Origin of the sequence: Anaerofustis stercorihominis DSM 17244 (genome assembly GCF_000154825.1) — a bacterium.
In the GTDB taxonomy this organism is placed as follows: domain Bacteria; phylum Bacillota; class Clostridia; order Eubacteriales; family Anaerofustaceae; genus Anaerofustis; species Anaerofustis stercorihominis.
Map to the genome: position 1 here is coordinate 251784 of NZ_DS560015.1, position 26007 is coordinate 277790.

At 35.4% G+C, this 26007-nt stretch carries 22 protein-coding genes; 14 read left to right on the plus strand and 8 right to left on the minus strand.

What is annotated here, in order from left to right; genetic code table 11:
• Window positions 1-447: 447 nt before the first annotated feature.
• From ANASTE_RS01170 to ANASTE_RS12160, 7 genes are all read right to left on the minus strand, one after another.
• Complete coding sequence (locus ANASTE_RS01170; protein ID WP_007049032.1) at window positions 448-2100, minus strand: recombinase family protein; 1653 nt, start codon at window positions 2098-2100, stop codon at window positions 448-450.
• Window positions 2101-2188: 88 nt separating this feature from the next.
• Complete coding sequence (locus tag ANASTE_RS11635) at window positions 2189-2362, minus strand: transposon-encoded TnpW family protein (protein WP_187361994.1); 174 nt, start codon at window positions 2360-2362, stop codon at window positions 2189-2191.
• 68 nt (window positions 2363-2430) lie between these two features.
• Window positions 2431-3348 (minus strand): phage major capsid protein, encoded by a 918-nt coding sequence (locus tag ANASTE_RS01175; RefSeq protein ID WP_039944576.1) that lies wholly within the window; start codon window positions 3346-3348, stop codon window positions 2431-2433.
• A gap of 4 nt (window positions 3349-3352) precedes the next feature.
• On the minus strand, window positions 3353-3667 hold the full coding sequence (locus ANASTE_RS01180; RefSeq protein ID WP_007049035.1) for a hypothetical protein: 315 nt from the start codon (window positions 3665-3667) through the stop codon (window positions 3353-3355).
• 120 nt (window positions 3668-3787) lie between these two features.
• On the minus strand, window positions 3788-4102 hold the full coding sequence (locus ANASTE_RS01185; protein ID WP_039944579.1) for a hypothetical protein: 315 nt from the start codon (window positions 4100-4102) through the stop codon (window positions 3788-3790).
• A gap of 172 nt (window positions 4103-4274) precedes the next feature.
• Window positions 4275-5354: a DNA primase family protein gene (locus ANASTE_RS12155; protein ID WP_007049037.1), complete on the minus strand. Its 1080-nt coding sequence runs from the start codon at window positions 5352-5354 to the stop codon at window positions 4275-4277.
• The gene (locus ANASTE_RS12160) at window positions 5355-6503 is read right to left on the minus strand and encodes a phage NrS-1 polymerase family protein (RefSeq protein ID WP_242648086.1); all 1149 of its coding nucleotides are present in this window, start codon (window positions 6501-6503) and stop codon (window positions 5355-5357) included.
• Window positions 6504-7072: 569 nt separating this feature from the next.
• Between ANASTE_RS12160 and ANASTE_RS01195 the strand changes: the two genes are divergently transcribed.
• Genes ANASTE_RS01195 through ANASTE_RS01210 form a run of 4 tightly spaced genes read left to right on the plus strand, consistent with a single transcriptional unit; the run spans window position 7073 to window position 13243 of the window.
• Window positions 7073-7309 (plus strand): helix-turn-helix domain-containing protein, encoded by a 237-nt coding sequence (locus ANASTE_RS01195; protein WP_007049039.1) that lies wholly within the window; start codon window positions 7073-7075, stop codon window positions 7307-7309.
• The gene (locus ANASTE_RS01200) at window positions 7306-9363 is read left to right on the plus strand and encodes a site-specific DNA-methyltransferase (protein ID WP_007049040.1); all 2058 of its coding nucleotides are present in this window, start codon (window positions 7306-7308) and stop codon (window positions 9361-9363) included. The genes ANASTE_RS01195 and ANASTE_RS01200 overlap by 4 nt, the downstream gene beginning before the upstream one ends.
• 11 nt (window positions 9364-9374) lie before the next feature.
• Window positions 9375-12341 carry a type III restriction-modification system endonuclease gene (locus ANASTE_RS01205; RefSeq protein WP_007049041.1) on the plus strand — a complete coding sequence of 989 codons (2967 nt, stop codon included), beginning with the start codon at window positions 9375-9377 and terminating at the stop codon, window positions 12339-12341.
• Window positions 12341-13243 carry an abortive infection family protein gene (locus ANASTE_RS01210; protein WP_007049042.1) on the plus strand — a complete coding sequence of 301 codons (903 nt, stop codon included), beginning with the start codon at window positions 12341-12343 and terminating at the stop codon, window positions 13241-13243. The genes ANASTE_RS01205 and ANASTE_RS01210 overlap by 1 nt, the downstream gene beginning before the upstream one ends.
• Before the next feature lie 173 nt (window positions 13244-13416).
• On the opposite strand, the gene ANASTE_RS01215 is transcribed toward ANASTE_RS01210, so the two are convergent.
• The gene (locus ANASTE_RS01215; protein WP_007049043.1) at window positions 13417-13902 is read right to left on the minus strand and encodes a PTS sugar transporter subunit IIA; all 486 of its coding nucleotides are present in this window, start codon (window positions 13900-13902) and stop codon (window positions 13417-13419) included.
• A 452-nt stretch (window positions 13903-14354) separates the two neighbouring features.
• On the opposite strand from ANASTE_RS01215, the gene ANASTE_RS01220 reads away from it, so the two are divergent.
• From ANASTE_RS01220 to ANASTE_RS01265, 10 genes are all read left to right on the plus strand, one after another.
• Complete coding sequence (locus tag ANASTE_RS01220) at window positions 14355-15467, plus strand: 4-hydroxybutyrate dehydrogenase (RefSeq protein WP_007049045.1); 1113 nt, start codon at window positions 14355-14357, stop codon at window positions 15465-15467.
• A gap of 10 nt (window positions 15468-15477) precedes the next feature.
• Window positions 15478-16515: a glycerol-3-phosphate dehydrogenase gene (locus ANASTE_RS01225; protein ID WP_039944732.1), complete on the plus strand. Its 1038-nt coding sequence runs from the start codon at window positions 15478-15480 to the stop codon at window positions 16513-16515.
• 497 nt (window positions 16516-17012) lie between these two features.
• Entirely contained in the window at window positions 17013-18989 is a 1977-nt protein-coding gene (locus ANASTE_RS01230) for a BglG family transcription antiterminator (RefSeq protein ID WP_007049047.1), read from the plus strand.
• 267 nt (window positions 18990-19256) lie between these two features.
• Window positions 19257-19565, plus strand: coding sequence for a PTS sugar transporter subunit IIB (locus ANASTE_RS01235; RefSeq protein ID WP_007049048.1), 309 nt, complete (start codon window positions 19257-19259; stop codon window positions 19563-19565).
• 24 nt (window positions 19566-19589) lie between these two features.
• The gene (locus ANASTE_RS01240) at window positions 19590-20849 is read left to right on the plus strand and encodes a PTS transporter subunit IIC (RefSeq protein WP_007049049.1); all 1260 of its coding nucleotides are present in this window, start codon (window positions 19590-19592) and stop codon (window positions 20847-20849) included.
• A gap of 72 nt (window positions 20850-20921) precedes the next feature.
• Window positions 20922-21836 (plus strand): phosphotriesterase family protein, encoded by a 915-nt coding sequence (locus ANASTE_RS01245; protein WP_039944580.1) that lies wholly within the window; start codon window positions 20922-20924, stop codon window positions 21834-21836.
• An 18-nt stretch (window positions 21837-21854) separates the two neighbouring features.
• Entirely contained in the window at window positions 21855-22952 is a 1098-nt protein-coding gene (locus tag ANASTE_RS01250) for an NADH:flavin oxidoreductase (protein WP_007049051.1), read from the plus strand.
• A 23-nt stretch (window positions 22953-22975) separates the two neighbouring features.
• A complete protein-coding gene (locus ANASTE_RS01255; protein WP_007049052.1) occupies window positions 22976-23854 on the plus strand; it encodes a class II fructose-bisphosphate aldolase in 879 nt (292 codons plus the stop codon).
• A 22-nt stretch (window positions 23855-23876) separates the two neighbouring features.
• Window positions 23877-24932, plus strand: coding sequence for a zinc-dependent alcohol dehydrogenase (locus tag ANASTE_RS01260; protein ID WP_007049053.1), 1056 nt, complete (start codon window positions 23877-23879; stop codon window positions 24930-24932).
• A 12-nt stretch (window positions 24933-24944) separates the two neighbouring features.
• A complete protein-coding gene (locus tag ANASTE_RS01265) occupies window positions 24945-26003 on the plus strand; it encodes a 2-hydroxyacid dehydrogenase (RefSeq protein WP_007049054.1) in 1059 nt (352 codons plus the stop codon).
• The last annotated feature ends 4 nt before the right edge of the window (window positions 26004-26007 follow it).

Here is a 26007-nt window from a genome sequence, read left to right on the forward strand (position 1 = left end):
AGTTATCAGGTAAAAAGAAGCATTATGAGTATAAATTAAAGTATAAAAATGATCATAACAAATTGTTTTATATTCGAAAAAATCCGAAGTATTATTTTATGAATAGTCGGTAACTATCAGGAAAATATTAGCATAACGAGTATAATCTTAATAATTCTCAGTATATAAATTAGAAATGATATTTTACTTGAAAATAAAATCAAGCAAAGCTTGTGAATATTTTATAATCAGTTTAAAAATTAATATAATAAATTTTTTATTAAATGCATAGTAATAATGATAGAAAGTGTTTATAAATTTCATATTGAATTATTTTTATAAGAAATTACAAAAAAACTGATTAAATACAGAAAATATATTTATGTAAATAAAAAAGAGATAAACCAAAGGGCAACTCAATAAGGGATTTGTAATCCTGTAAAATATCGGCATAGTCGTAATAATCGGCTATGCCTTTTTTACATTGCTTGGAATATCTACTTCACCAATGAAATTGAAAATTACCTTTAGCTTTTTGGTGTTCCTATCCCAAGGCTTTTCGTTTCCGTAAACATATATCTTTTCAATAAAAGTTCTGATGATCTCAGCGTTAAGTTCCTTGATATCTGTGTAAGTTTTAACCAATCGAAGGAAACTGTCTACATTGTTAGATTTTTCTTTTGCTGCATCGATGATATGCTTAAGTTCTGCAAGACGATGTGTTAGTTGACTCTGCTCGGTTTCATAAGTTGCTAACATTTTCGCAAAACGCTCATCACTGATTTTACCTTCTACATTATCCTCATATAACTTTTGAATAATGGTGTCGAGCTTGCTGGCTCTGGTCTGCGATTGTTCGTATTCTTTCTTGCTTTCACGAATTTCACGTTCGACTGCTTTGGCATTGGACTTTGTAACCATCTCAACAAACTCATCTTCATGCTCTCTAGCAAACGCTGTTACCTGCTGAATCATGTAAAGTAGAACATTTTCAATATCCACATTGCGTATTTGATGGGAAGTGCAGGTGTCTTTGCCTCGTTTGCGATAGTTGGCACAGACCATATATTCCTTGTCATGACTCCAGCCTTTGCCTCTGACTTGATATAACTTTGAACCACAGTCTGCACAGAATACCATGCCGGATAGTACCGGCATTTCTCCGAGCGGTGTAGGTCTGCGCCTTCCGTCACGAATTCGCTTTACCGTTTGAAATGTATCTTCATCAATAATAGCTTCATGTGTATTCTTGAAAATCTGCCATTCTGATGGGTCATTCTTTATCGTTTTCTTTAGCTTATAGGATTTTTTCCTTGTCTTGAAATTGATCGTATGACCAAGGTATTCCTGCCTGTCAAGAATATCTGCTACCGTCCTAGGCACCCATGCATAAGGTTCTTCGGTAGTAAGTGCTGTCGGATACAAGTCGATTTCTTTGAAATAGAAAGAAGGCGTAAGCACCTTGTCATTTTCAAGTTTCTTTGCAATCTGACTTGGACCGTATCCCTCGATACATAGTTGAAATATCCTTTTTACGATTTCTGCAGCAGGTTCATCCACAATCCAATGATTCTTATCATTAGGGTCTTTCATATATCCATAAGGTGGATTTGTGCAAAGTGGCTTTCCCGATTCGCCCTTAGCCTTAAACACGGCTTTGATTTTCTTGCTTGTGTCCTTGGCGTACCATTCGTTAATAATATTAAGAAATGGTGTAAAATCACTGTCTTGCTGATTGATGCTGTCAACTCCATTGTTGATGGCAATAAATCTGACTTCAGCTTCTGGAAAAGCAATCTCTGTGTAATAACCTACCTTGAGATAATCTCTACCGAGTCTGCTCATATCTTTTACAATAATCGTTGCGATATGACCTGCGTCCATTTCTGCTATCATTCTTTGAAAACTCGGTCTGTCAAAGGTTGTACCACTCACACCGTCATCAACAAAAAATTCAGTGTTAGTAAATCCGTTATCATCAGCGTATTTTTTTAATATTGCTTTTTGGTTCTTTATACTGTTGCTGTCACCCTGAAGTTCATCATCACGAGATAATCTGCAATAGAGTGCAGTTATCTTTTCGGGGGCTGCATCATAAGGCTGTCTGTTTAAATTATTCATTTTCTACTCCTTTCCGACAGCCTTCAAGCGGAACACCCAGTAAGGGTATTGTCATATTACCGTACTATTCGGCATTAGTCGAGTTATATTACGCTGATAATTGTGTTATTTCTGATAACTTTTCATGGTCGTTTGCATGGCTTGTAATAAGCCTTTTTACCTTATCGTAGGCTGTTTCGGCAGCCGTAGCACTTGTTTCGTATTCTATGATAAATAAGGTATTCCCGATCTGAAGTTCAGTTACACCAGATTTACTTTTCACTGAATCCACCTCTTTTCATTTACTCTTAAGTGAGTAACAGAACGCTACTCCCTTAGGAGTGATAATTTTTATTTAAGCTGAAGCAGCTTAACAGCTTCAGAACGTATTAGTTTTGCATCAAGATACTCATGTGCAAGATAGCCTACTTGGTGATGCATGGTAAATAATTCTGTCAAAGCACGTACGCAGATTGGCATACGGTTGATGATCCAGTAATAGCTGAAGTCACCAAATGCGATAATCTTATCTGTGCTTGGCATTGCATTGCAGATGTACACAGGTCTGCTCATGATAGTGTCGTTGATGTGATTCCAAATGTAGTTACCGTCCTTATCCTTAAGAGTGCGTAACTTCTGTGCAGTTTCATCGTTCATTAACCATACACCCTTAGTGCGATATTCCTGTTTGGTAGAGAAATACAGCGCAATGACATCATCATAGGTAAGTGCATCTGCTGTTACACCGACCTCAGCGCCATCGGTATCATGCAAAAATCCTGTAGGCATATCTACACCAGTACCATTTACAAATGCGTCTTCCTCAGATTTACCAAATCTTTTAGCAAAGCGGTTTACAAGGAAGTCTTCCATGTCGAATTTCATATCCTGCATAAAATCCATATCCATTCTATCGATGATGGCAAGTTTGTGGCATTTCACCTTTTTCTTAGTGAAAGATGATGCTACATCTTTTATAAAACGGTCGGTATTGCTTACTACCCATTCGGCTGGCTCATCACTATCAGAAAGCCAAATATCCAAATCAGAGTCAATAGTGGTAATGCTTGTGCAGATATTTCTGAAGATATATTCTTTCTTTAATGCATCCATAAACATACGATTACTGTCGTATGGAATAACGAACATATCACTTCCGGCGTTTCCTTTTCCCATAGTACTATACAGAACGCCTTTTCCTTTCATCATCGTGTTCCAGAATGCTTTTCTGTAGGATTCGGATTCAATTGTAAAAGTGTCGTAATTCATAATCTTAAATCTCCTTTGCATTGGTGTTAATATATTTTTTCTTAAGAGAATCAGCTTCTCTGAGTGAGATATGTCTGCACTCTATAAGTGCATCCATCATATGGTCAAATGACTGATAAGGATACTGTTTGCCCTGATACCAGACAAAGAACACTTTGTCTTCAGTTGGATATAGCGGGCAAAGAATAACAACAGCGTCATCTTTGTTTTGAGGGACGATATCCAGAATGTAAAATGTCTGAAAATCGATCCATGTATTGCGTAAATAATGTGCAACCTTCTTATCAATATTCATGTGTTTATTTCTCCGTTTTCTCATAAAAAATTGTTGTGTTTGATTTAGGTTTAATTACCCCTTTGATTTCGCCTTGTTTGTACGCAAGACCCCACGCCGTTCCACGGTAAAAGAAAGCGTGGAGATTTGCACCGCCCCTAGGGGTTAAAGTTCAATGCGACACTTGTTTTGACAGAAGTTAGAAAGTTTTTTGTTGTATATCCTGTCATCTTCTTCTGTCCACTCGTGAAGATTGTTGCTGATGATAAAATCTTCTAAGTCCTTACGGGATAGAAATGTTGCATCGAATAAATCTCCGAAAATGCTCCAACAAGCGTGGTCTGCTTTAACGCTACACTGTACAAGAAATGCTTTTCCTTTACTATTTGCAAGCATAACCACAGGTTGGTATTTGTTGATATGTTTCATGTCATGTACATATCGGTCGAAGATAGATGTATCAAATCTGTATTTGCTCATGTGTCTACTCCTTTCCAGGCTATTGCCTTAATCGTTGATGTTCTTAGGTTATCTAGCACATACGCATCACCTCCTTCACAGTTGGGGCAATGGGGCAGATAAATATATATTTTCTCTATAGAGAGTAGAATTTTAAATCAACTATATATACTTGCCACAATGCCCCATGTTATTATTCAAGAAAATCCGAAAGCAATCTGTAACCTATGACCATTGTGGTTTTCTCTCCGCCACCTTTCGGTCTTTTTCTGACTACGTTCGCCACAGCTTCAAGACTTTGTTTAAAGTTCTTCATGCTTTCGGCATAGTGACCGTTCTCGGCACACCAATCCTTATAGCATCTGTATACAGAAGAAGTCCTTTCTTCAAAGTCCCCTTGCTCCATGCAGTCTTCCATAAAGAGAACCATCTTATCGCTGTCATGCTGATATCTTGCAGTTGCATCTTTTACAGAATGTGGAAGTACAAGCCCTTCTTTTCGTAGAAGTGCATATCCTTCAAGCAGCCAATTCAAAATAGCACTCTGTACTTCTGGTCTTGAAAACTCCTGTTTTAACGACTTGTCCTGTTCCGACTCATCAAAATGCCTTTCAAAAGGAACAATGATGACTCGACCACTTGTAAAAATGGTCATATCATTGACTGCAGGCAGATAATTGGTATTGATGTAAAGCTTGAACAATGGCTGAAAATCAAAACTGTTCTCATGAAGAAAACGAGCATTGATGGTATCATTACCGGTCATGCTTTTTACCTGTGCTGCATTAAGGACAAGTCCTTTACCGGGTTCCGAGATATTTACAAATCGCACTCCTGCGAGACGGGCAATATCTTCGGTTGGCTGAGAACTGTTTGCATTATTCTTTTGAGCAAGTGTTTCGGGTCTTGCCGTACAACCATAAGAGCCAAGTACCTTTAATACACTTTCACAGAGAGTTCCTTTGCCATTACGAGTGCTTGCACCATAGAGAATGGTCATACACTCATGTCTTGTATCTCCTGTAAGTCCGTAACCAAGCAGTTTCTGTAGAAATTTTGCTTTTTCCTTATCACCGAACATGATCTCTGAGATAAACTTATCCCATCTATGGCTTTTGGCATTTGGATCATATATGACATTGGAAATTTTCGTTAATTTATCACTGCTTTTATGCTCCAGACATTCAAAGGTATCCACACGAAGTGTTCCGTTTTTACAGTTGAAGATATATGGATCGGAATCAAATTCTGATACGGAAATGGGATGATACACCTATGCATCTTTTAGAATATTGATTCTGCACCCATGTGACTGCCATCGTTTGGAATAGTCCATATAGCTTTTTCGTTTATGCTCGTCTGTAATTTTCAAAGCATACATATGCAGAAGATTTGCAAGATTCATACATAACTTCATAGCTTTAAGTCCGCCGACATCCTGTTTCCATATACCATTCTCGTAATAAAACCACGATTTTCGCTCAGGCACATAGCGAAGACAGTTTTCATAAAAATCTGCAAAGAGCATTCCTGCACCGATATCCGTCCAAGGATACTTTGTAATATCTTCGGGATTTAAAGCAATAAGCCTATTCATTTCATCATCAAAATCTTCACTTGCAGGAGCAGGAACTATCGGAGAATAGAAGTTCTTCATACCTGACAATGCTTTATCTATCGTTATTTCTCCATAAGTTTTGCTTCCGTGCATTTCATCCCACTTGCTACGAAATAAGGCAGACTCACGAAACAGTCTGTCTATCTGTTCTTTATTTCCGTTGCAATAGAATGAGAGTATAGATACAAGTCCTAAGTCTGCTTCACTCTGTGACGGATAATCGGAAATATCTCCATTCCACAGATTTTGAAATTTGTTCCTTTGCTTTGATACCGTTGCTTTAGCAATGACACTTTCATCGGATAAAAATGATGGCCTGTTTTCAAAATTCAAATCGTTAACTGTCGGTACTTTTCTTTTCATATATGTATCAATCAGCCACTGTAAACCATCTGTATTTTCTGCTATTTCATTTTTGAGATATACATCACCTGTGATAGTGACAAAACGATTTGTAGCACCTGCAACATAAACCTCGATATCACCTTTCTTGATATGGTAGGTATCTTTGTCATAGACATAACCGTCAGCAACAAATAGAATTATGCGCAGACCTGTTCCGCTCGGACTTATCTCTATGTATGTATTTCCGAAATGAGATGTGATATCTTCCGCAAGAGAACTGAGCTTGCCATCTTCAATACAATGGTCTAGGTCAATAGCAATCAACTTACCATCCACACGGATTCCAATACCGTCATAAATATTCAGTGCATTAATTGCTGAATCAAAGTCAGTAAAAGTGCTTGGGATTTTCACTGATGCGTGAGCGTTAGTCATTGGATTGTATGGAACTTTTGTCATTCCAGAATCTCTATTCTCGTATCTCCAGTTGCACCATTTGGCATTTGCTTTTAGATATGGTGGTATATTTTCAGTTTTTACCATATGAATTTCCTCCTTTATTTCGTCTTCAATAGCGAAAGGACAAAACCGATACGTTTAAGTACCAATTCTTAAAATTTTTTCCTTATAAGTTACAGGCAAAGGAAAATGCTTGTTTTTTACCCCTCAAAGAAAAAGCTTTCACGAATCCAATTCTGGATTGAGTTCATATCCCTCTAAGTAACAGGTAAAAGAAAATGCCTGCTTTTTAACTTCTCAGAAAAACTTTTTTAATTTCCTCTCTAACTGGTAGCCACGGGAAGATGGCTAAAAGGACGTTTTTTCAAAACTTTTATATGAAAGTGAAACATCCTACGAAATTGCCCTCTACCTTATAGCCACTAGAGAGCATATAATCTGACGATTTTGAAAAATAAAATAAAAATCCCCCAAGTCATATAGACCGGAGGGTAGGCACTAGAAAAATTCATAATTATGTGGTATAATAACGCTATATTTTTGAGATTACAAAGACTAGGAGATGCGATATGGAGTTACCGGAAGAGATAAAGCGAATTAGACAACGAAGTCTATTAACACAAAATGATTTTGCTAAAGAAGTAAAAGTTGCATTCTCAACTGTAAATAGATGGGAATGTGGAAAAGCAAAACCTAATATCAATGCGATGAAAAGTATTAAAGAATTTTGCCTTAATCATGATATAGATTATTCAACTGTTGAAGAGGCATGGCTTAACTACACTGTGGAGGTTAAAGAAAAATGATTAAAGATATTTTGAATTCAAATGAAGAAATACTTCCAAACACTAAACAAATAGAAGTATTGAAGGAGAATTTTCCTGCCTGTTTTAACGCAGACGGCAGTTTTGATCTTGAAAGATTCAAAGAATATTTAAGTGACAAGTTAATGGTTAGTAATGAAGGTTACGAATTAAGATTCCTTGGAAAGAATTATGCTCGCTTGTTAGCATCTATTGATACTACTACTGTTATTGTGCCAGACGAAGAACATAACAACAAACCAGAAAACAAAGATAGCCAGAATATTTATATTTCAGGAGATAACCTTGATGGGTTAAAGCACTTGCTTAAAAGCTATGCACATCAGGTTAAATGTATTTATATAGATCCTCCATATAATACAGGCTCTGATGGATTTGTTTATAATGATAATTTTAACTTTTCGGCTGAAGAGTTATCAACAAAGTTAAGCATTGACGAGGAACAAGCGCAAAGAATTCTTGATTTAACAAAGAGCGGTTCAGCTTCCCACTCTGCATGGCTTATGTTTATGTATTCTCGTTTATTGTTGGCGAGGGATTTGCTCACAGATGATGGCGTTATTTTTATATCTATTGATGATAATGAACAAAGTAATCTAAAACTGATATGTGATGATGTTTTTGGAGAAGAAAACTTTGTTGCAAATATTATCGTTCAAGCAAATAAGAGGGGGCAAACATATAAGCAACTTGCTAAAACTCACGAATATCTTTTTGTTTATACAAAGAATGTTTCAACCGAACTTAATGAGTTAAGTAAAGGGCAAGGAGCATTTGATAAACAAGACAATATTGGAGAATTTGAAGAAAGAGAATTGAGAAACAGAAACCCTAAATTTGGAAAATTTAATAGACCAAATCTTTACTATCCAATATATACAAATCCAAATTCAATTGATGAATGTGGATATTGTCCTGTTTCACTAGAAAAAAGCGAAGAATTCAGCATTGAAATTTTACCGTTAAACAGTGAAGGTGAAGAAAGTTGTTGGCGTTGGGGGAAAGATAAATTTAACCGTTTTAATAATTCATCCTCATCTATGGAAAGTGAATTAGTGGCAAAGAAAAAGAACACTGGTGAATATGGATGTTATGAGAAATATAGAAAAGGAACATTTAAAGCTAAAACCATATGGTATGAAGATGATTTGGTAGGAGATTTATCGGGAGAAGACGATGATATTTGGGAAGAAACAAATGTTATAACAGAACAAGGTTCAAAAGAACTAACCGCCTATGAAATGGGAGATGCGTTTGATTTTCCAAAACCAACTTATTTAATAAAGAAAGTATTCCATATAGGTTCAAATGATGGAGATATATGTTTAGATTTCTTTTCTGGTTCTGCATCTTCTTTTGAAGCATTATTATCATTGAACGCTGAAAGCAATGATACCAGAACCATGATTGCTGTTCAGTTGCCAGAAGATTTAGATAAAAAAATTTCCAATGATTCAAAGACTGAAAAAGCAAAAACGCAGAAAGTTCTTGATTTTTTAGATAGTGTAAATCGAAAGCATACACTTGATCAAGTTGGATTAGAAAGAATTCATAGGGCAACATCTAAAATTAAAGAAACATACCCAGATGCAAAAGATTCTCTTGGCTTTAAGCACTATACCCTTGAAGAGCCAAATACAACTACTCTTGATAAGTTGGAAAATTTTGTTCCAGAAGATCAAGGTATGTTCTTAACAAATGATATCCTTACAGACTTTGGAACAAATACTGTTTTGACAACATGGCTTGTTCATGACGGATACGGGTTTAATGCAGATGTACAAAAAATAGATTTTGAGGGATATACGGGATATTTCATTGATAAACACCTATATCTCATTGATGCTGATATTACAAAAGACGCTATTGCTGCCATTGTAGATAAATATGAAACGGACGGTAACTTTAATCCGGGAAATGTAGTGTTGTTCGGATATAGCTTTGTTTGGACTATGACAGAAGACCTTAAAATGAATTTAGCAAGACTCAAAGATACGGAAAAGAACCTTCGTATAAACTTTGATGTACGCTATTAAGGAGGCATAACATGGAACTAATCCTCCAACAACAATTACCACATCAGCAAAAAGCAATTGATGCTATTGTTGATGTATTTAGCGGTGCCTATATTTCAGCACCAACACAATTTTATACAAATCCCACTTTTTCATTGGCTGATACTCACATTGCAACAAATATAAAAAGATTGCAATCTGAGTTACCGCCGGAATATCATTCAAATGTTCCTGTTTCAGACAGTGAGTATCTCAATCTGGATATAAAGATGGAAACAGGAACGGGTAAAACATATGTCTATACAAAGACGATGTTTGAACTGCATAAAAGATACGGCTTTAATAAATTTATCATTGCTGTACCCTCTCTGGCAATTAAAGCCGGTACAGAGCAATTCTTAAACGAACCATATGCAAGACGCCATTTCACCGATGGCTGTGGATACGGAACTGAAATTGAAACATTGGTACTGGAATCACCGAAAAACAAGAAAAAAGGTCGTTCTTATTTTCCTAGTGTAGTAAGTGAATTTGTAAAAGGTTCTTGCCAAAATACAAAGAAAATATATGTATTGCTTGTTAATATGCAATTATTGACAAATGGTAAAATGTTAACTCGTGATGATTATGACTATGGAGTGGAAGGCTTTTATAGACCATTCAATGCCATTGCATCTACTAAGCCAATTGTGATTATTGATGAACCACATCGCTTTTCACGTGATCAAAAAGCTTTTAAAGTTATTCTCGATGAGATTAAGCCTCAATCGATTATCCGTTTTGGTGCAACTTTTCCGGAAACAACTACAGGAAGAGGGAAAAATAAAATTACAATTAAGGATTACCAAAATCTTCTTTATGATTTAAATGCTTGTGCATCTTTTAATCAGGGTTTAATCAAGGGTGTAGCAAAGGAACATTTTGAGCCTGTTTCAAAGAAAGAAGAAAAAGTAAAAATAACATCTATTGATAGCAAAGAAGCAGTTCATTTTCAGTATAAAAAGAAAGATGAAGCAGCAAGAAACTTTACACTGAAAAAAGGAGATTCTTTATCAATTATTAGTGATGCTTTTGAGGGAATAACTATTTCTGTAATTGATAAAACATCGGTTGAATTCTCCAACGGAATTATTAAGACTTCCGGAGAGGAACTTGATGTTGATATTTACATGACCTCATATCAGGAACAGATGCTGAGACTGGCTCTGCAGCGTCATTTTGAAACAGAAAAAGAAAATTTCTGTAATCGCAACTATAAGATTAAAACCTTAGCATTGTTTTTCATTGATGACATCACATCATATCGAAGTAGTGATGACGGCAAGAAGCCATATCTTCTAACAATGTTTGAAGAATTGTTGAAAGAACAAATAGAAAAAACCATATCATCTTTAAATGAGCACGATAAAGAATATAGAGACTATCTTGAAGCAAGCCTTTCAGATTTAAGTGCTTGTCATGCGGGGTATTTCTCTCAAGATAATAGTGATTCAGATGAAGACATAGCAAAAGAAGTTGATACCATTTTACATGGTAAAACACAGCTTTTGTCTTTTAAGAATGAAGATGGAACACTGAATACACTACGTTTTCTCTTTTCTAAATGGACTTTAAAAGAAGGCTGGGATAATCCTAATGTGTTTACTATTGCAAAACTTCGTTCAAGTGGAAGTGAAAACAGTAAGCTTCAGGAAGTAGGACGAGGATTACGTCTTCCTGTTGATGAAAACGGAAATAGAATATCTAATGAAGAGTTCACACTGAATTATATTGTTGATTTTACAGAGGCAGACTTTGCTCAAAAACTTGTGGATCAAATAAATGGAGAACTTCCACAAACAGCAATTATTTCTGAAGAAAAATTGAATGCAGTAGCAAAGAAAATCGGCAAATCAAGTGATGATTTATTTGATGAACTTTATGATAAGCGTTACATTGACAGACATCTTAATATCAAACCAGAAACAAGAGATTTGTTCTTTGCAGAATATCCTGATTTTGCTAAAGGCTTATCTGCTGGAAAAGTTAAAGATAGAAATAAAGATAAACCAAAACCTGTGAAAATCCGCAAAGCTGTTTATAACGAAATAAAGGAACTTTGGGAAACTATCAATCACAGATATTTGTTGTTTTATGATAATGATTTAAATGATAATTTAGATGATGTTGTGTTGAAACTCTTTGAAAAGCCGGGAGTTTTTACGGATTTGGTTATGCGCAGTGACCGAGATGTGGTTGAAAGCAATGGAGCCGAGATGAATGTTATAAGAGAAACAGGGGTACAGTATGTAATTCAGAAAACAATTCCATACAATGTTTTTCTAAAAAGAATATCATCTGCTACAAATTTACCAATTAAAGTATTACACACAGCATTGACTAAATATGCACAAAAGCATGGAACTGAGTTTACTGCACATATCAATGAGAATACGGTAGCAGGTTTCTGTGCAGAATTTTCTGCATGGAAGAATGATAATTTGCAAGGAAGATTTAGATATGAACGCAGTAAGGCTCCGTTAGGTGCAACAGCACTTACTTATGCAGACGGAACTGTAAGGAGCGAAATATCGCAAGGAAGGATAGGCACAAAAATTGTTCCCGGAACCCCTAGTGACAAGTATTTATACGATTCCTACGCATATGATTCGCCATTGGAAAAAGACAATATTACTGCTGATATAGATGAAGTTATTGTCTACGGAAAAATTCCTAGAGCAAGCATTGCTATTCCTACAATTACCGGCGGAATGTATAGCCCAGACTTTATGTATGTGGTAAAGCATAAAAACGGACATAAAGAATTGAATATTATTGTTGAAACAAAAGATGTTGAAAACAAAACAGATTTGAGAGGTACTGAAAAAGCAAAAATAGAATGTGCAAAAGTATTCTTTAATATGCTTACTGCAGATGGCTATACAGTCCATTTCAGAGACCAATTAGGAAATAAACAAATGGCACAGATTATCAGTGAGGTTATGAGAGGTGAAAACTAGTGGACAATGATACATTTTCTTTATTAAGAAATAAAGAAATAATCGCCATCCTTGATGGAGATACTAAATATGGAGATTATGAATTTGAAGATTATACAACAATAAAAATTGCGATGCCATATTTGTCAGGAGCTGATTTATGTGCTTTGTCTACATTGTTCGGCCTTCCTGTAACATATTCATGGAATGGCGGCGCTTTAAGTAGATGGCAATATTTGGACAACTTATTAGAACACTGCATAAAAGACAACAAGTGTTCCAGTTTATTGGCTCATATGTTTTCGCTAAATCAATTCTCAAAGATACTTAATGGACACGCGGCAGATGAAATTAAAAAAGCTCATAAAACTATTGTGGACAAAATTATTGAGCAAATTAATGGACTACTTTTCTTTGGTGGAAATGAACTTAAAATTATAGGAAATACTTTTGTTGTTCGTCCAATAGGAAGCAAAGTTGAAATAGCTGCACCCAAAATAAAGACTATTGACAGAGAGTATATTAAAAGTATTTCATCAAGAGCAATGAGAGATATTGAACAAAATGATTTTGATAGTGCAATCACAAAATCGAGAACTCTTTTAGAAGAAACTTTCTGTTATGTTATAGAAAAGAAGAATGAAGTTCCCTCCGATAGTGGAGATATTGGAAAGTTGTACAAGCAAGTAAAAACTCTTTACAATATGCACAATGATGCTAATACGGACAGGAGAATAAACACATTACTCTCTGGATTAAATAGCATTGTTTCTGCAATAGCTGAAATGAGAAATAAAGATAGTGACGCACATGGTGTAGGTGCAAAGAGAATAACTATTTATGAACATCATGCAAGATTATTTGTTAATGTTTCGGTGGCTATGGCAGACTTTATTCTATCTGTTCAGCAAAAAAATCCATAATGAATCTCATCTACCATTTCGGTACTCGAGATAACAAAAATGACCACACCAGAGTATTGATTTACTCTAGTGTGGTCATTTTGTTTTGAATTCCGTTTGAAGGCTTCACTTAAAAATAGTTATTTCATCAAATCCCTAAGTGAGCCTCACAAATAGCTTATCTCTTTTTTATTTTAGTTGTTATTTTTTATTATATCGATCACTTTTTTAGATGTATCCGCTTTTTTAAGTTCCAATAACAGCTTTTTATTACTTAGAGTATTCATTATATTTTGAAGAACGGTAAGCTGGTCTTTGGGAGCATTTACCGCAAGCATGAATACAAGTTCTATATCCAGTATATTTGATGATGTACCCATTTCAATAAATTTAATAGGCTTTTTCAGCTTTGCTATGGTTATACATGAATTCAGTACGTGTTCTGCATCGGTATGCGGTATTGCCACTTTTACACCCGGAGAGGGAAGTCCCGTAGGAAATACTTTTTCTCTGTTTATTATTGCATTTTTGAAACTGTTCTTTACAAATTTTTTCTTTGTTAAAACATCAGATAGATTTGTAAGAAGTTCATCGCTGTTTTCCGCTTCTACATCGAATAATACCAAGTCTTCATACAGTAAATCCTCTATATTCATTAGTTTTGTTTTCTCTTTACTCATTTTGCTTACCTCATTTGTTAGTTTTGCTTTTGTTTGGCGTGAACAAAAACAATTTCAGTATTGAATATTCCATTATGATATTCATTAAAAATAAAGAAGTGGTATGATTTTGAATTATAGCATAAATAAATTGATTTTTAAATATTCTTTTGCCGTTATAAATGTCTATGATTTCCTAATGAAGGCTTTTAGGAAAAATTTTCCTAATGATTTTTTATATGTTCTGAACTTATGTTTTTATAAAAAATACTCAAAGATTTAATTAAAATCCTTTTAAATAAAGGCATTATATTATTTTTATCTCCCAAATGTATTTTAAACACTAAATAAAAAATAATATGAAAACTTTTCCTATTATTTATATTTGTCGGAAATCTTACATAATCCGCTTATATCGGTTTGGATGTAGAATTATTGAAACAAAATAATAAATAAAGGAAGGAATAAAAAATATGAAAGAGTTTATGGTAAGACCAAGTGTTTATAAATTCGATACCGTAAGAGAGTTTATAAAGGATTTTGATCTCGGGAAAGAAGATTTTATACTGACAACAAAACCTGTGTTTGAGTTTCATTTAAAGGAGTTAAATTTAGAGTGTCAGATTAAATTCTATGAGATGTACGGTGAGGGGGAACCCAGTGATGAAAAAGTTGAAAAGATATATGAAGATATAGTAGGAACTCCCAAAAGAGTAATAGCGGTGGGAGGAGGTTCGGTCTTGGATATAGCAAAGCTTTTCAGCCTGAAAAGAATAACTCCCGTCGAAGACTTATATGATGGCAAATTTGAACCTATAAAAGATAAAGAGCTTGTTTTAGTTCCCACAACATGCGGTACCGGCAGTGAAATTACCAATATAGCCATTTTGGAACTTATTAATAAAGGTACGAAAAAAGGGTTATCTTCCGATGAAATGTTTGCCAACGCTGCAGTTTTGATACCGGAGCTTTTACAGGGGCTTCCTTTTAAAGTATTTGCATCTAGCTCCATAGATGCTTTGATACACGCTGTCGAATCGACTCTATCTCCGAACGGGAATGAAATCACGAGGATTTTCAGTTATAAAGCTGTGGAGATGATTTTAAAGGGGTATATTTTAATAAGAGATAAAGGCGAAGAGTACAGGAGCGAACTTTTGGGAGATTTTTCTCTCGCAAGTCTTCTTGCAGGCATAGCATTTTCCAATGCGGGGTGTGCCGCCGTACATGCTTTGAGTTATCCTTTGGGTGCAAAATATCATATTCCTCATGGTGAATCTAACTATGCTGTTTTTATGGGTGTGATGAATAATTATATGGAATTAAAGACAGACGGAGAAATAAAGGTTTTAAGAACCTTTATTAGTAAAATCCTTTCATGTGACGAAGAAGATGCTTTTATCGGATTGGAAGAATTGCTGGAATGTATATTAACAAAGAAAAAATTATCAGAGTATGGTGTATCAGAATATGAGCTTGTTATCTTTGCTAAATCAGTTATGGAAAATCAAGAAAGACTCATGAAAAATAATTTTGTAGAACTGGATGAAGAAAGAGTTCTTAAAATTTATAAAGAATTATATTAAGGAGAATAAAATGAGCGTTATAACAATAATCGGAGCGGGAATGATGGGAAGTGCACTTTCTTTTCCCGCAAGTGATAACAGTCACGATATAAGGATAGTGGGGACTCCTCTAGATAAAGATATAATCGAACAGGCAAAACTCACGAATTATCATATAACATTAAAGAGATATCTTCCCGATGGGATTAAATTTTATAGCGACAATGAAATGGAAGAGGCGATAAAAGGAAGCGATTTGATTATAGGAGGAGTCAGCAGTTTCGGTGTAGACTGGTTTTTAAAGGAAGTCCTTTCTAAAATACCGAACTCTATACCCGTTCTTTCCGTTACTAAGGGGATGATCGATTTAGGTGACGGGAATATGCTTACATATCCGGAGTACTACAGAAAATATACAAATCCATACAAAAGTTTGAATGCGATAGGAGGTGCATGCACGAGTTATGAGCTTGCGGATAAAGATAATACACATGTATGTTTCTGCGGAGATGATATAAATGTTTTAAGAATACTTAAACGAATGCTGGAAACGGATTATTATCACATAAGTATTTCACAGGACGTAAGAGGCGTGGAGAGTGCTGTTGCACTTAAAAACATCTATGCTCTTGCTGTTACGCTTGCAGTCGGAATAAGTGAAAAAAAAGAAGGTAAAGGAGTTATTCATTACAACTCTCAGGCGGCTTTGTTCGGACAGAGCGTAAGGGAGATGATGAAGCTTATAAAAATACTCGGAGGGAATGAAGAGAATATCGTGTTCGGTGCAGGAGATTTATATGTAACGATATTCGGAGGCAGGACAAGGAAAATAGGAGTATTGCTTGGAAAAGGCTTTAACATAGATGAGGCTTTGGATACGCTTAAAGGTGTAACTTTGGAATCGGTGGTAATAGCAGGACGAGCCGCTACGGCAGTGAAAGAGCTGATCGGGAAAAATAAAATAGATAGAAAAGATTTTCCTTTGCTCCTTCACGTTGACGATATAATAACAAATAAAGCTATGGTGGATATCCCATGGGATGATTTTGAAATAGAAAGAGAATTATGATCGGAAACGGCTTTGCCGTTTCTTTTTTTATGTCAAGTTAATGATGTGTTATAAATAAAAAATTATTAAATAAATAGGGATTTTTTAATGATCATTTCCTAATCATTAGGAAACGTCCGTTGTAACAGATATATTTTTTAATATCTCATAGCTGAGATTTGATATGGTTAATATAATTAATGGGTTGTAAAAAAATAATGTGTATTAAATTAATCAAATAACGTTTTTACTTTATAAATCAAGGTTTTGAAAATATTTTTAAGTTTATTCGGTAGTATTACATATCCTTTTATCTTGTCATTACTTCCTAACCGTTAGGAAATATAAACTTTTTTTTGAGTAGTTATACTTCTTATAATATTAATAGGATATTTAAATTCGAATATCCAGGGAATGATAATATTGCATGCGTGTATATTCCTAAATATTAGGAAAACCCTCGGATTGTTTTTCGTATTGATATATGCGTAAATAGGTTTAGGAAGGAAATCTTCAAAATGAAAGAAAAAGAAGTTTTAAATATTCCTTTGAGACAAAAGAACATATTGAAAATGCTTTTGTCCGAAGACGGGTGGATAAAAGGTTCTAGAATAGCTAAAGAAATGGGGATAACGGACAGAACAGTCAGGAGCGATATTGCAGCCATAAACAGTGCGATGGAGGGAAGTTCAAACATAATTGAATCATCCAGGCAAAACGGTTACAGATTAAAATCTTCCGACTCGGAATTATTGAATAAACTTTTGTTTAATAAAAAAAATCTTCCCATAACTCCCGAAGAAAGATTGAGGTATCTCAGTATAAGGCTGATGCAGGTAGACGAGTCAAATCCAAAAAAGCTTTGGGAACTTGCAGATGAACTTGCCATCAGTATGCCTACCTTGGAAAGTACTATCCAAAAAATAAGGGGAGTATTGGAAAATCGTAAAGATCCTTTTGTCATTCAAAGAAAACAAGGCTTTATTTGGACTAAAGGTCACGAAGAATCCAGAAGGTTTCTGTTAAAGGAACTTATACTCGACAGAATGGATCCCAGTTACTTAATGATAAGCAATTACTATAACTATTTCGATAAACATATCCTTGAAACCATAATGGGATGTATTATGACTTCGCTGAAAGAGTTCGGTTCCATAATGACCGATGAAGATATCATTCATCTTGTCGTATATTTGGCAATAAAACACAACAGAATAAGCACCGGACATTCACTGATAATGCAAAAGAGCGAAACTTATTCTATCAATGATCCTAAAAGCAAACTTGCTTTTAAGATAGCAGATAATATGAAAGATAAGCTTGGTCTTCATTTAAACGACGCAGAAATATTAGACTTGATAATTCAGCTTTCTCTTATGAGAGTAGTGACCGAAAATAAAAAAGATAAAGAAATAAATAACGGTTCTGATAAAAATCATTTTATGGCCATAGTGGATTCTTTATTAAATGACATAAAAGATAATTTCGGGCTTGATTTATCAAATGACGAAGAACTTAGAGTAGGACTTTGTTCGCATATAAAATATATGATAAAGCAAAAAAGCGAGCTCCAATCGTCGAGCAATCCGATTTTGGGACTGCTTAAAACGGAGTACTCATTTGTCTTTGAAATGTCTCTTTATCTTTATGAATGCTTTTACGATATGTTCGATGTGAAACTCAACGAAGACGAACTCGGCTATATAACCGCTTATCTCGGAGCGGCAATAGAAAGAATGGAAAGCAATATGAGCCACAACAGTATCTGTATTGCACTTGTAAGCAATACAAATCACGGAACGAGCACCTTGCTTATGGCGAGGATCAAATCAAAGTTTTCCGATAAATTTAATTTGGTCGGGCCTTACTCGGCATATAGTCTGGATGAAATAATGAAGGATAATCCTTCGGGGATAATAACGACGGCTTCAAAATATATGTTTGATGACTGTCATCTTCCCGTAGTTAAAATATCACCTATGCTTGATTCCAACGATATAACGGCTATAAATTCCATGGTTGCAAGTATAAAAAATAAAACTTTATCAAATCCGCTTCCTTATGGACTTGATTCATACTTCGATAAAAAATTCTTTTTTAAAAATTTAAAAGCCGATGACTATGAAGAGGCAATAACTAAAATGACGGAAGCATTGGAAAGAGAAGGCTATGTTAAATCCGACTTTTTGGATAAGACATTGGAAAGAGAAAAAATATCTTTTACCACTTTCGGTAATTTGCTGGCAATGCCTCATCCCCTTGAGTCATGTTCAAATCAAACGATAATAAGTGTCGGTATTTTGGAGCATCCGATAAAATGGGGAAACGTATTCGTGCAGGTGATTTTCCTTATGTCGATAAGAAAAGAAGATTTAAAGTATATAAGACATCTGTTTAATATAACGGTGGAACTTGCCAATAATCCCGAAAGGGTAACAAGGCTGATACTTTCAAAAGATTATGAACACTTTATATCGATACTAAGGGAAATATAGAGTTTAAAAGATAATAATTTGCTATTCGACATAGTTAACTAAACTATGCTTGCATAACCCTCCTATTTAACAGACAGTGGAGGATTAAAAGAATAAGTGTCAGATAGATATGTACTCCTGAACCCGGTATGTATCAAATCAATTCTTCACTGTCAAACAATAAAAAATAAGGAGCGGTATCTAAATATATTTTGCAAACGATTTATAACGGACATAAATGTTTTCAACATTATATATAAATAAAATTTCTGAAAGGAGGAAAACAAAATGTCAGAAAAAACTTATACTATTTTGTCTGCATGCGGAAGCGGGGTCGCTACATCGTCGCATATTGCTGCGTCATTGACTTCAAGCTTAAAAGAAATGGGAGTAAGCGTAAATGTAAGGACCTGCTCTTTGGGGGAAATCGATGGTCTTGTTGAATCAATGCATCCGTCAATAGTAGTTGCTACGGCTTCTCTGGAAACCGTACATAATTTGGGGGAAATCAAAGTAATGAACGGTATCCCTCTTCTTACGGGAGTAGGCAGACAGGAAATGCTTAACGAAATAGCTGAATATTTAAAATCACAATAATTTAAAGAAAGGAGAAAATAAAAAATGTTAAATGTTGTAAATACAATCTTAGGTTTAGGTGCGGCTGTAATCATGCCATTGGTAATTTTAATTCTCGGTCTAGTATTCAGAATGAAGATCAAAAATGCCGTAAGAGCAGGTCTTACCGTTGGTATCGGATTTACAGGTATCAATTTGGCAATCGGATTAATAAGTAATAATTTGGGAGGTATAGTCGAAGGGCTTCAGAAAAAATTCAATCTGACTCTTAATATTACAGATGTCGGCTGGCCGGCAGGTTCGGCTATATCCTTTGGAAACGGTACGTTCGTAGTTGCATGTATATTGACATTCCTTGCAATAAACGCTATTTTCTTGATTTTAAATTGGACTCATACATTAAATGTTGATATATTCAATTATTGGCATCATATTTTAATCGGTACTATGTCTTATTTCGCAACAGGAAGTATGGTTATAGGTATCATCGTAGCTACTGCATTTATGATGATAAACACGATCCTTGCGGAAAGACAGGAAGATGTCGTTGTTGATTTCGGAGGAGAGCAGTGGAGAGGTCTTAGTTTTACGACCCAGAGTTTTCCTATCCAGTTACTCTTCTCTAGAGCGTGTAACTGGGTAATAGACAGGATACCCGGAATAAATAAAATCAATTTTAACCTTAATCAGCTTCCTTCAAGTATATCTTTCTTTGCTGAACCTGCAATCCTCGGTTTTATCCTAGGCGGATTGTTATCAGCGGTAGCCGGATATGCGTGGGAAAATATTCTCAGCGTTGGTATAAATATGGCAGCGGCAATGTACCTGCTTCCTAGAATGGTTTCCATAATGATGGAAGGGCTAGCACCTCTAACAGATGCTGCGAGAGAATTTATGACAAGTAAATTCCCTGGAAGAAAATTCAATTTGGCAATGGATTATTGTATGTTGATGGGAGATAAAGAAGTTATAACAATGGGACTAATCGGTATTCCTATCGTTCTTTTCCTAGCAGTTGTACTTCCCGGAAATAAATTCTTACCGTTTACCGACTTACCTTCACTTCCTTATTGGGTAATAGGTATCGTATACGGTTCCAGACATAATGCCTTCAGAACTATACTTATATCGATAATTTCATTCTCACTTGCACTTTATATGGTTACCGACCTTGCTCCGCTGTTTACTCAGATGGCTTCAAATGTCGGCTTCGAATTCGTCAAAGGAACTACTATCGGCGGATACTGTATAGGTTTTGAATGGGTAGGATATATATTACATAAGATAGTGACGTTTATATTCTAAGTAAAAAATAATATGTTATTTTATATTGACAAATATGCTTTGCATATTTGTCAAAACTTTGAGAGGAAAAAAATGAATAAAATAAGAACGGTACTCGGAGATATTTCGTCGGATAAAATCGGCATGACATATACCCATGAACATATATATTCAAGACCTTATACATCAGAAATGGATCCTACACTTGCTATTACGGATATAGATTTAAGTATAAAAGAACTAATAAATTTTAAGAATGCGGGAGGCGTAACTTTAGTTGAAGGCACTGCTATTGATTATGGCAGGAATCCCGAGATAATGCGTAAAGCAAGTAAAAAATCTGGGGTAAATCTTATAGCAACCACAGGATACTATTTGCATGACCATAATCCGGATAATATAAAGGGTATTTCTATAGCGGAATTAGCCGATGTATTTATAAAAGATATCCTTTTCGGTATGGATAGCAGCAATATAAAAGCAGGACAAATCAAATGTGCGGTGTCACCTCTGTATATACATGAAAATGAAGAGAAGTGTTTAAAAGCCGCTGCCTATGCTCAAAGAAAAACAAATGCTCCCATATGGATTCATCACGGGGGTATTATGGGAATGGAAATACTGGATATATTAGAGGAAAGCGGAGCGGATTTATCAAAAGTGGTTTTGGGACATGTAGACAGAAACCCCGATACCTTTGATTATAAACAAATCGCAAAAAGAGGATGTTATATGTCTGTTGATAATCTTGCAAGGCTTTACAGATATCCCCTTGAGGAAAATATAAGGATACTTAAAGACCTTTTGGATATGGATAAATTAGATTGGATATTCATAAGTGCGGATTTCGGAAGATATACGTACTACAAAGCTTACGGGGGTGGTCCGGGGCTTGAATATATCATCAAAAAGTTTATCCCGAGATTTATGAAAGAATGTGAATTGAGTGAAGAAGATATAAAACAAATATTTATAAATAATCCAAAGGCTGTTTATGGATGTTTTTAAAGAAAGTAAGTGATAATAATGAGTTTAAATATATTTTCTCCCATTGAAATAAATGGACATAAAATAAAAAACAGAATAGTCATGCCTGCAATGGTGAGTTTTAACTATGAAGTAAAAGACGGAGAAGTTAACGATAAGATAATAGAACATTATACGTTAAGAGCAAAAGGAGGCGTTGGCTTAATTATAATAGAAGCAATTTGTGTGGATGAAAAACTTAACTGCAGATTGACAAAAGGTGAGCTGGGACTCTGGGACGATGAACTTATTAAAGGTCATAAAAAACTGGTAAGTGAAATACATAATGAGAACTGTACTGTACTGGCACAGCTCAGTCATGCAGGGATAAAAGGTATAACGGAGGCGAATATAGCTCCTTCCGATTTTGAAGGGACTATAATAAATAAAGCCTTTAAGGCAAAAGAGATGACGGTTCCTCAAATAAAAGAGATAAAAGATAAATTTGTAAAAGCGGCACTCAGAGCAAAAAGAGCAAAGTATGATGGCGTTGAAATACATTGTGCTCATTCATATTTGCTGAGTGATTTTATTTCTCCGTTATCGAACAAAAGAAATGATGAATATGGAGGGTCCTTAGATAAAAGGATGAAACTTCCTTTAGAAATTTTAAAAGAAATAAGAAAAGAATGTGGTAATGATTTTATTATTTCAGTAAGAATGGGTTTTGACGAACCTACAATAGATGAAGGAATAAAAATTGCAAAAATGTTTGATACCTGCGGTTCCGATATAATTCATATTTCTACGGGGTTCGGTTCCAGCGGGTATATGAGTGAAAGCATTATGCCTAAAGCTCCGAATGATTTTCCTTTGAATATCAGGATTTGGGCAAGTTCACAAATAAAACCTTATTTAAGCTGTAAAGTAATAGCCGTGGGAGGAATTAGAAATGCAGAAGATGCAAATACAGTGATTTTTGAAGGCTACGGCGATTTTGCGGCAGTGGGAAGAGGGCTTTTATGTGACCCTGAATTTGTAAACAAAATCAAAGAAAATAAAAAAATTGCAAATTGCTTTAATTGTAATAAATGTATGTGGAGCAGCGGTATGGAAAAATGCCCCGGAAGAAAAAAATATTTGGACAGTTTAAAATAATCATAGAAAAGAGATGATAGTTTATGTTAGTAAGTATGGATAAACTCTTAAATAAAGCTAAAAAAGAGAAATATGCCGTAGCGTCTGCCAATGTATTCAGTGACAGAAGTGTAAAAGCATGTTTCGAAGCTGCAAATAATTTAAATGCACCGATTATAATTTCCGCAACTTCCTATGTTCCCATGGAAGAAATCGCACTTCTAGTAAATTATTATAAAGATAAATATGAAAATGTTTCGGTATCATTAAATCTTGATCACGGTTCGGATTTTGATGTGGCTATGAGAGCTATAAGGTGCGGTTTTACTTCCGTTATGATAGATAAATCCACGCTTGAATTTGAAGAAAACGTGAGATATGTAAAAGAAGTCGTAAAAGCCGCTCACGCCGTAGGTGTAAGCGTTGAAGCAGAGCTCGGACATGTCGGCAAAGGCTTTGAATACGATGAAACCAGAGACAGCGGACTTACAAGGACCGATGAAGCTTTTGATTATGTGAAAAAAACCGAAGTGGATGCTCTTGCTGTAGCGGTAGGGACTTCGCACGGAGTATATAAAGGTGTTCCTAATCTCGATTTTGATCTGCTTAATGACTTGAGTAATATTGTGAACGTACCTCTTGTCCTTCACGGAGGTTCCGGAACGGGTGATGATAAATTAAAAAAAGCGGTCCAATGCGGAATTCAAAAAGTTAATTTATCTACTGATTTATCCGGTGCATATATATCTTCCTGCTCAAAATATATCAAAGAAGCAGGAGAAATTATAGATAAAGATTTTAACGTTACTTATAAAGGTAACAGGACTGTTTTTACCAATACTTGCCTGGATATGGGGTTAAATGGTTACAGAGATCTATTGTCACATTACATAGAGTTGTTCGGCGGTAAAGGTAAAGCATGATTGAAGTGTTGGAGATATAAATATGGAAGAAATTAAAAATATAAGATTTGGATGTCTTACGAAAAAAGGATGTGCCGAGGTTCATGAGATGCCTCTTAAGGATTTAAAGGATAATGAAGTTTTGATAAAACAATTGGCATGTAATATATGTACTGCCGATTATACCCAGTGGCTGGGGCTGCGTGAGCATAACGGTTATCCCATAAGCGGAGGACATGAGGGAAGCGGTGTTGTAATAAAAAAGGGCTTAAATGTATCTGATTTGGAAATCGGAGATTTTGTTGCACTTGCAAATAATTACTGCGGTTCATGTGAATTCTGCCGAAGCGGAAGAGAAAGCGAGTGCCGTATTAGAGCCACATATGACGACCATGGTATTTACAAAGGCAGGATGGGCTTTGCCGACTATTTTATTCGCCCGGTAACGAGTGTAATAAAAATGAATAAGGAGCTGACACCAGGTGAAGCGGCATTCCTGGAACCTGTGGCTACTGTTGTAAAGGGAATTAAAAAGTTAAGGCTCAAACCTTTTGAAAAAGTCGTAGTCATAGGAGCAGGGACTATGGGCATGCTTAATGCTTTTGTTGCAAGAGCTTACGGAGCACAAGTTATCATAAGCGAAATGATGGAAAATAAACTGGATACAGCAAAAAAATTAGGATTTTCAACGATAAATCCGTCTAAGGAAAATGCAGTAGACAAAGTAATGGAATTTACTTCAAATAAAGGTGCGGATATCGTAATCATAGCTGTCGGAAATACAAACGCAAATATAGAAGCGTCAAAAATGCTGAAAAAAATGGATGGGAAAATGCTTTTATTTGCGGCAAGTTATCCGTCTCCCGAAATAGGTATCACCGCAAACGACATTCATTACAGGAGAATAGAAGTTATAGGAACCTATTTGGCAGATTTGAAAGACTTTTTGAATGCGGCAGATCTATTAAATACAAAAAAAATAGATGTCAGTAAACTTATAGAGAAAAATACATATTATCTGGATGATATAAATGAAGCTTTTAAGGAGGCTTCCACACCCGGAAAATATAGAGTCAGTGTACTTTTACATAAGGAATAAAAGGAGAATAAAATGAGCGATAAAATAAAACTTGCACTTAGTGCTGAGTTATTACCCGATGACATGAAGAAAATAAAAGAAAAATATGATGTGAAAATTTTACCATGGACGGGAAGCGACTATCTTCCGACTAAGGAAGATATAATAAGTGAATGTATTGATAATGAAGTCGTCCTTATATATACAGACCCCATGCCAAAAGAATGTATCGATGTTCTATCAAAAAACGGTTTGAAACTGCTTGGGTGTGCGAGAGCGACGCCGAACAATATAGACTGGAAAGCGGCAAAGGATAATAATATACCGATTATTCATGCTCCGGGAAGAAATGCACACACCGTTGCAGAGTATACTGTCGGGATGCTGCTTGCTATATGCAAAAGGATAGGTTTTTCATATCACGGTTTGATGGATGGCAGATTTCTTGCGGATGAAAAAGATATTTATGATGTTCCCGAAAGAAAAGACGTCATATGGCGTTTTAAAGACAGAGAAAATCCAAGGTCATCTTATCCTTGGAGCATTGATGTTTATGATAGAACAATAGGTCTTGTGGGGCTCGGTGCGATAGGACAGAATGTAGCTCTTATTTGCAAGGGTATGGGGATGAACGTAATAGCTTACGATCCATATCAAAGTGATGAAATATTCTCTAAATTAGATGTAAAAAAAGCCGAAGATTATAGAGAAATGCTTCCTGAGTGCGATTTTGTAAGTGTACATCTTAATGTTACCGAAGACACTAGGTCAATGATCAATGATGAGTGGTTTGATTTAATGAGAATAGACGCATACTTTATCAATACCGCAAGAGCCGCCGTTGTAGACCAGAAGGCACTTATAGAAGCTCTTGAAAACAAGAAGATAGCATTTGCTGCTATTGATGTCATGTGGGATGAACCCGCTCCGAAAAATCATCCTCTCCTTAAAATGGATAATGTACTCATAACTCCTCATATGGGAGGCATATCTTCCGATGTAAAAAAATGGGCTTCTCAGATGGTTACTGATGAACTTATGAGGTATGCAAACAAAGAAAAGAACATCAGATTATGGACAAGACTTGAATAAAGGA

Excerpts from the sequence above, each read along its gene's own strand:
- ANASTE_RS01170 (WP_007049032.1), bottom strand. The coding sequence starts at position 2,100 with ATGAATAATTTAAACAGACAGCCTTATGATGCAGCCCCCGAAAAGATA.
- ANASTE_RS01175 (WP_039944576.1), bottom strand. The coding sequence starts at position 3,348 with ATGAATTACGACACTTTTACAATTGAATCCGAATCCTACAGAAAAGCA.
- ANASTE_RS01180 (WP_007049035.1), bottom strand. The coding sequence starts at position 3,667 with ATGAGAAAACGGAGAAATAAACACATGAATATTGATAAGAAGGTTGCA.
- ANASTE_RS01185 (WP_039944579.1), bottom strand. The coding sequence starts at position 4,102 with ATGAGCAAATACAGATTTGATACATCTATCTTCGACCGATATGTACAT.
- ANASTE_RS12160 (WP_242648086.1), bottom strand. The coding sequence starts at position 6,503 with ATGACAAAAGTTCCATACAATCCAATGACTAACGCTCACGCATCAGTG.
- ANASTE_RS01195 (WP_007049039.1), top strand. The coding sequence starts at position 7,073 with ATGGAGTTACCGGAAGAGATAAAGCGAATTAGACAACGAAGTCTATTA.
- ANASTE_RS01200 (WP_007049040.1), top strand. The coding sequence starts at position 7,306 with ATGATTAAAGATATTTTGAATTCAAATGAAGAAATACTTCCAAACACT.
- ANASTE_RS01205 (WP_007049041.1), top strand. The coding sequence starts at position 9,375 with ATGGAACTAATCCTCCAACAACAATTACCACATCAGCAAAAAGCAATT.
- ANASTE_RS01215 (WP_007049043.1), bottom strand. The coding sequence starts at position 13,902 with ATGAGTAAAGAGAAAACAAAACTAATGAATATAGAGGATTTACTGTAT.
- ANASTE_RS01220 (WP_007049045.1), top strand. The coding sequence starts at position 14,355 with ATGAAAGAGTTTATGGTAAGACCAAGTGTTTATAAATTCGATACCGTA.
- ANASTE_RS01225 (WP_039944732.1), top strand. The coding sequence starts at position 15,478 with ATGAGCGTTATAACAATAATCGGAGCGGGAATGATGGGAAGTGCACTT.
- ANASTE_RS01230 (WP_007049047.1), top strand. The coding sequence starts at position 17,013 with ATGAAAGAAAAAGAAGTTTTAAATATTCCTTTGAGACAAAAGAACATA.
- ANASTE_RS01235 (WP_007049048.1), top strand. The coding sequence starts at position 19,257 with ATGTCAGAAAAAACTTATACTATTTTGTCTGCATGCGGAAGCGGGGTC.
- ANASTE_RS01240 (WP_007049049.1), top strand. The coding sequence starts at position 19,590 with ATGTTAAATGTTGTAAATACAATCTTAGGTTTAGGTGCGGCTGTAATC.
- ANASTE_RS01245 (WP_039944580.1), top strand. The coding sequence starts at position 20,922 with ATGAATAAAATAAGAACGGTACTCGGAGATATTTCGTCGGATAAAATC.
- ANASTE_RS01250 (WP_007049051.1), top strand. The coding sequence starts at position 21,855 with ATGAGTTTAAATATATTTTCTCCCATTGAAATAAATGGACATAAAATA.
- ANASTE_RS01255 (WP_007049052.1), top strand. The coding sequence starts at position 22,976 with ATGTTAGTAAGTATGGATAAACTCTTAAATAAAGCTAAAAAAGAGAAA.
- ANASTE_RS01260 (WP_007049053.1), top strand. The coding sequence starts at position 23,877 with ATGGAAGAAATTAAAAATATAAGATTTGGATGTCTTACGAAAAAAGGA.
- ANASTE_RS01265 (WP_007049054.1), top strand. The coding sequence starts at position 24,945 with ATGAGCGATAAAATAAAACTTGCACTTAGTGCTGAGTTATTACCCGAT.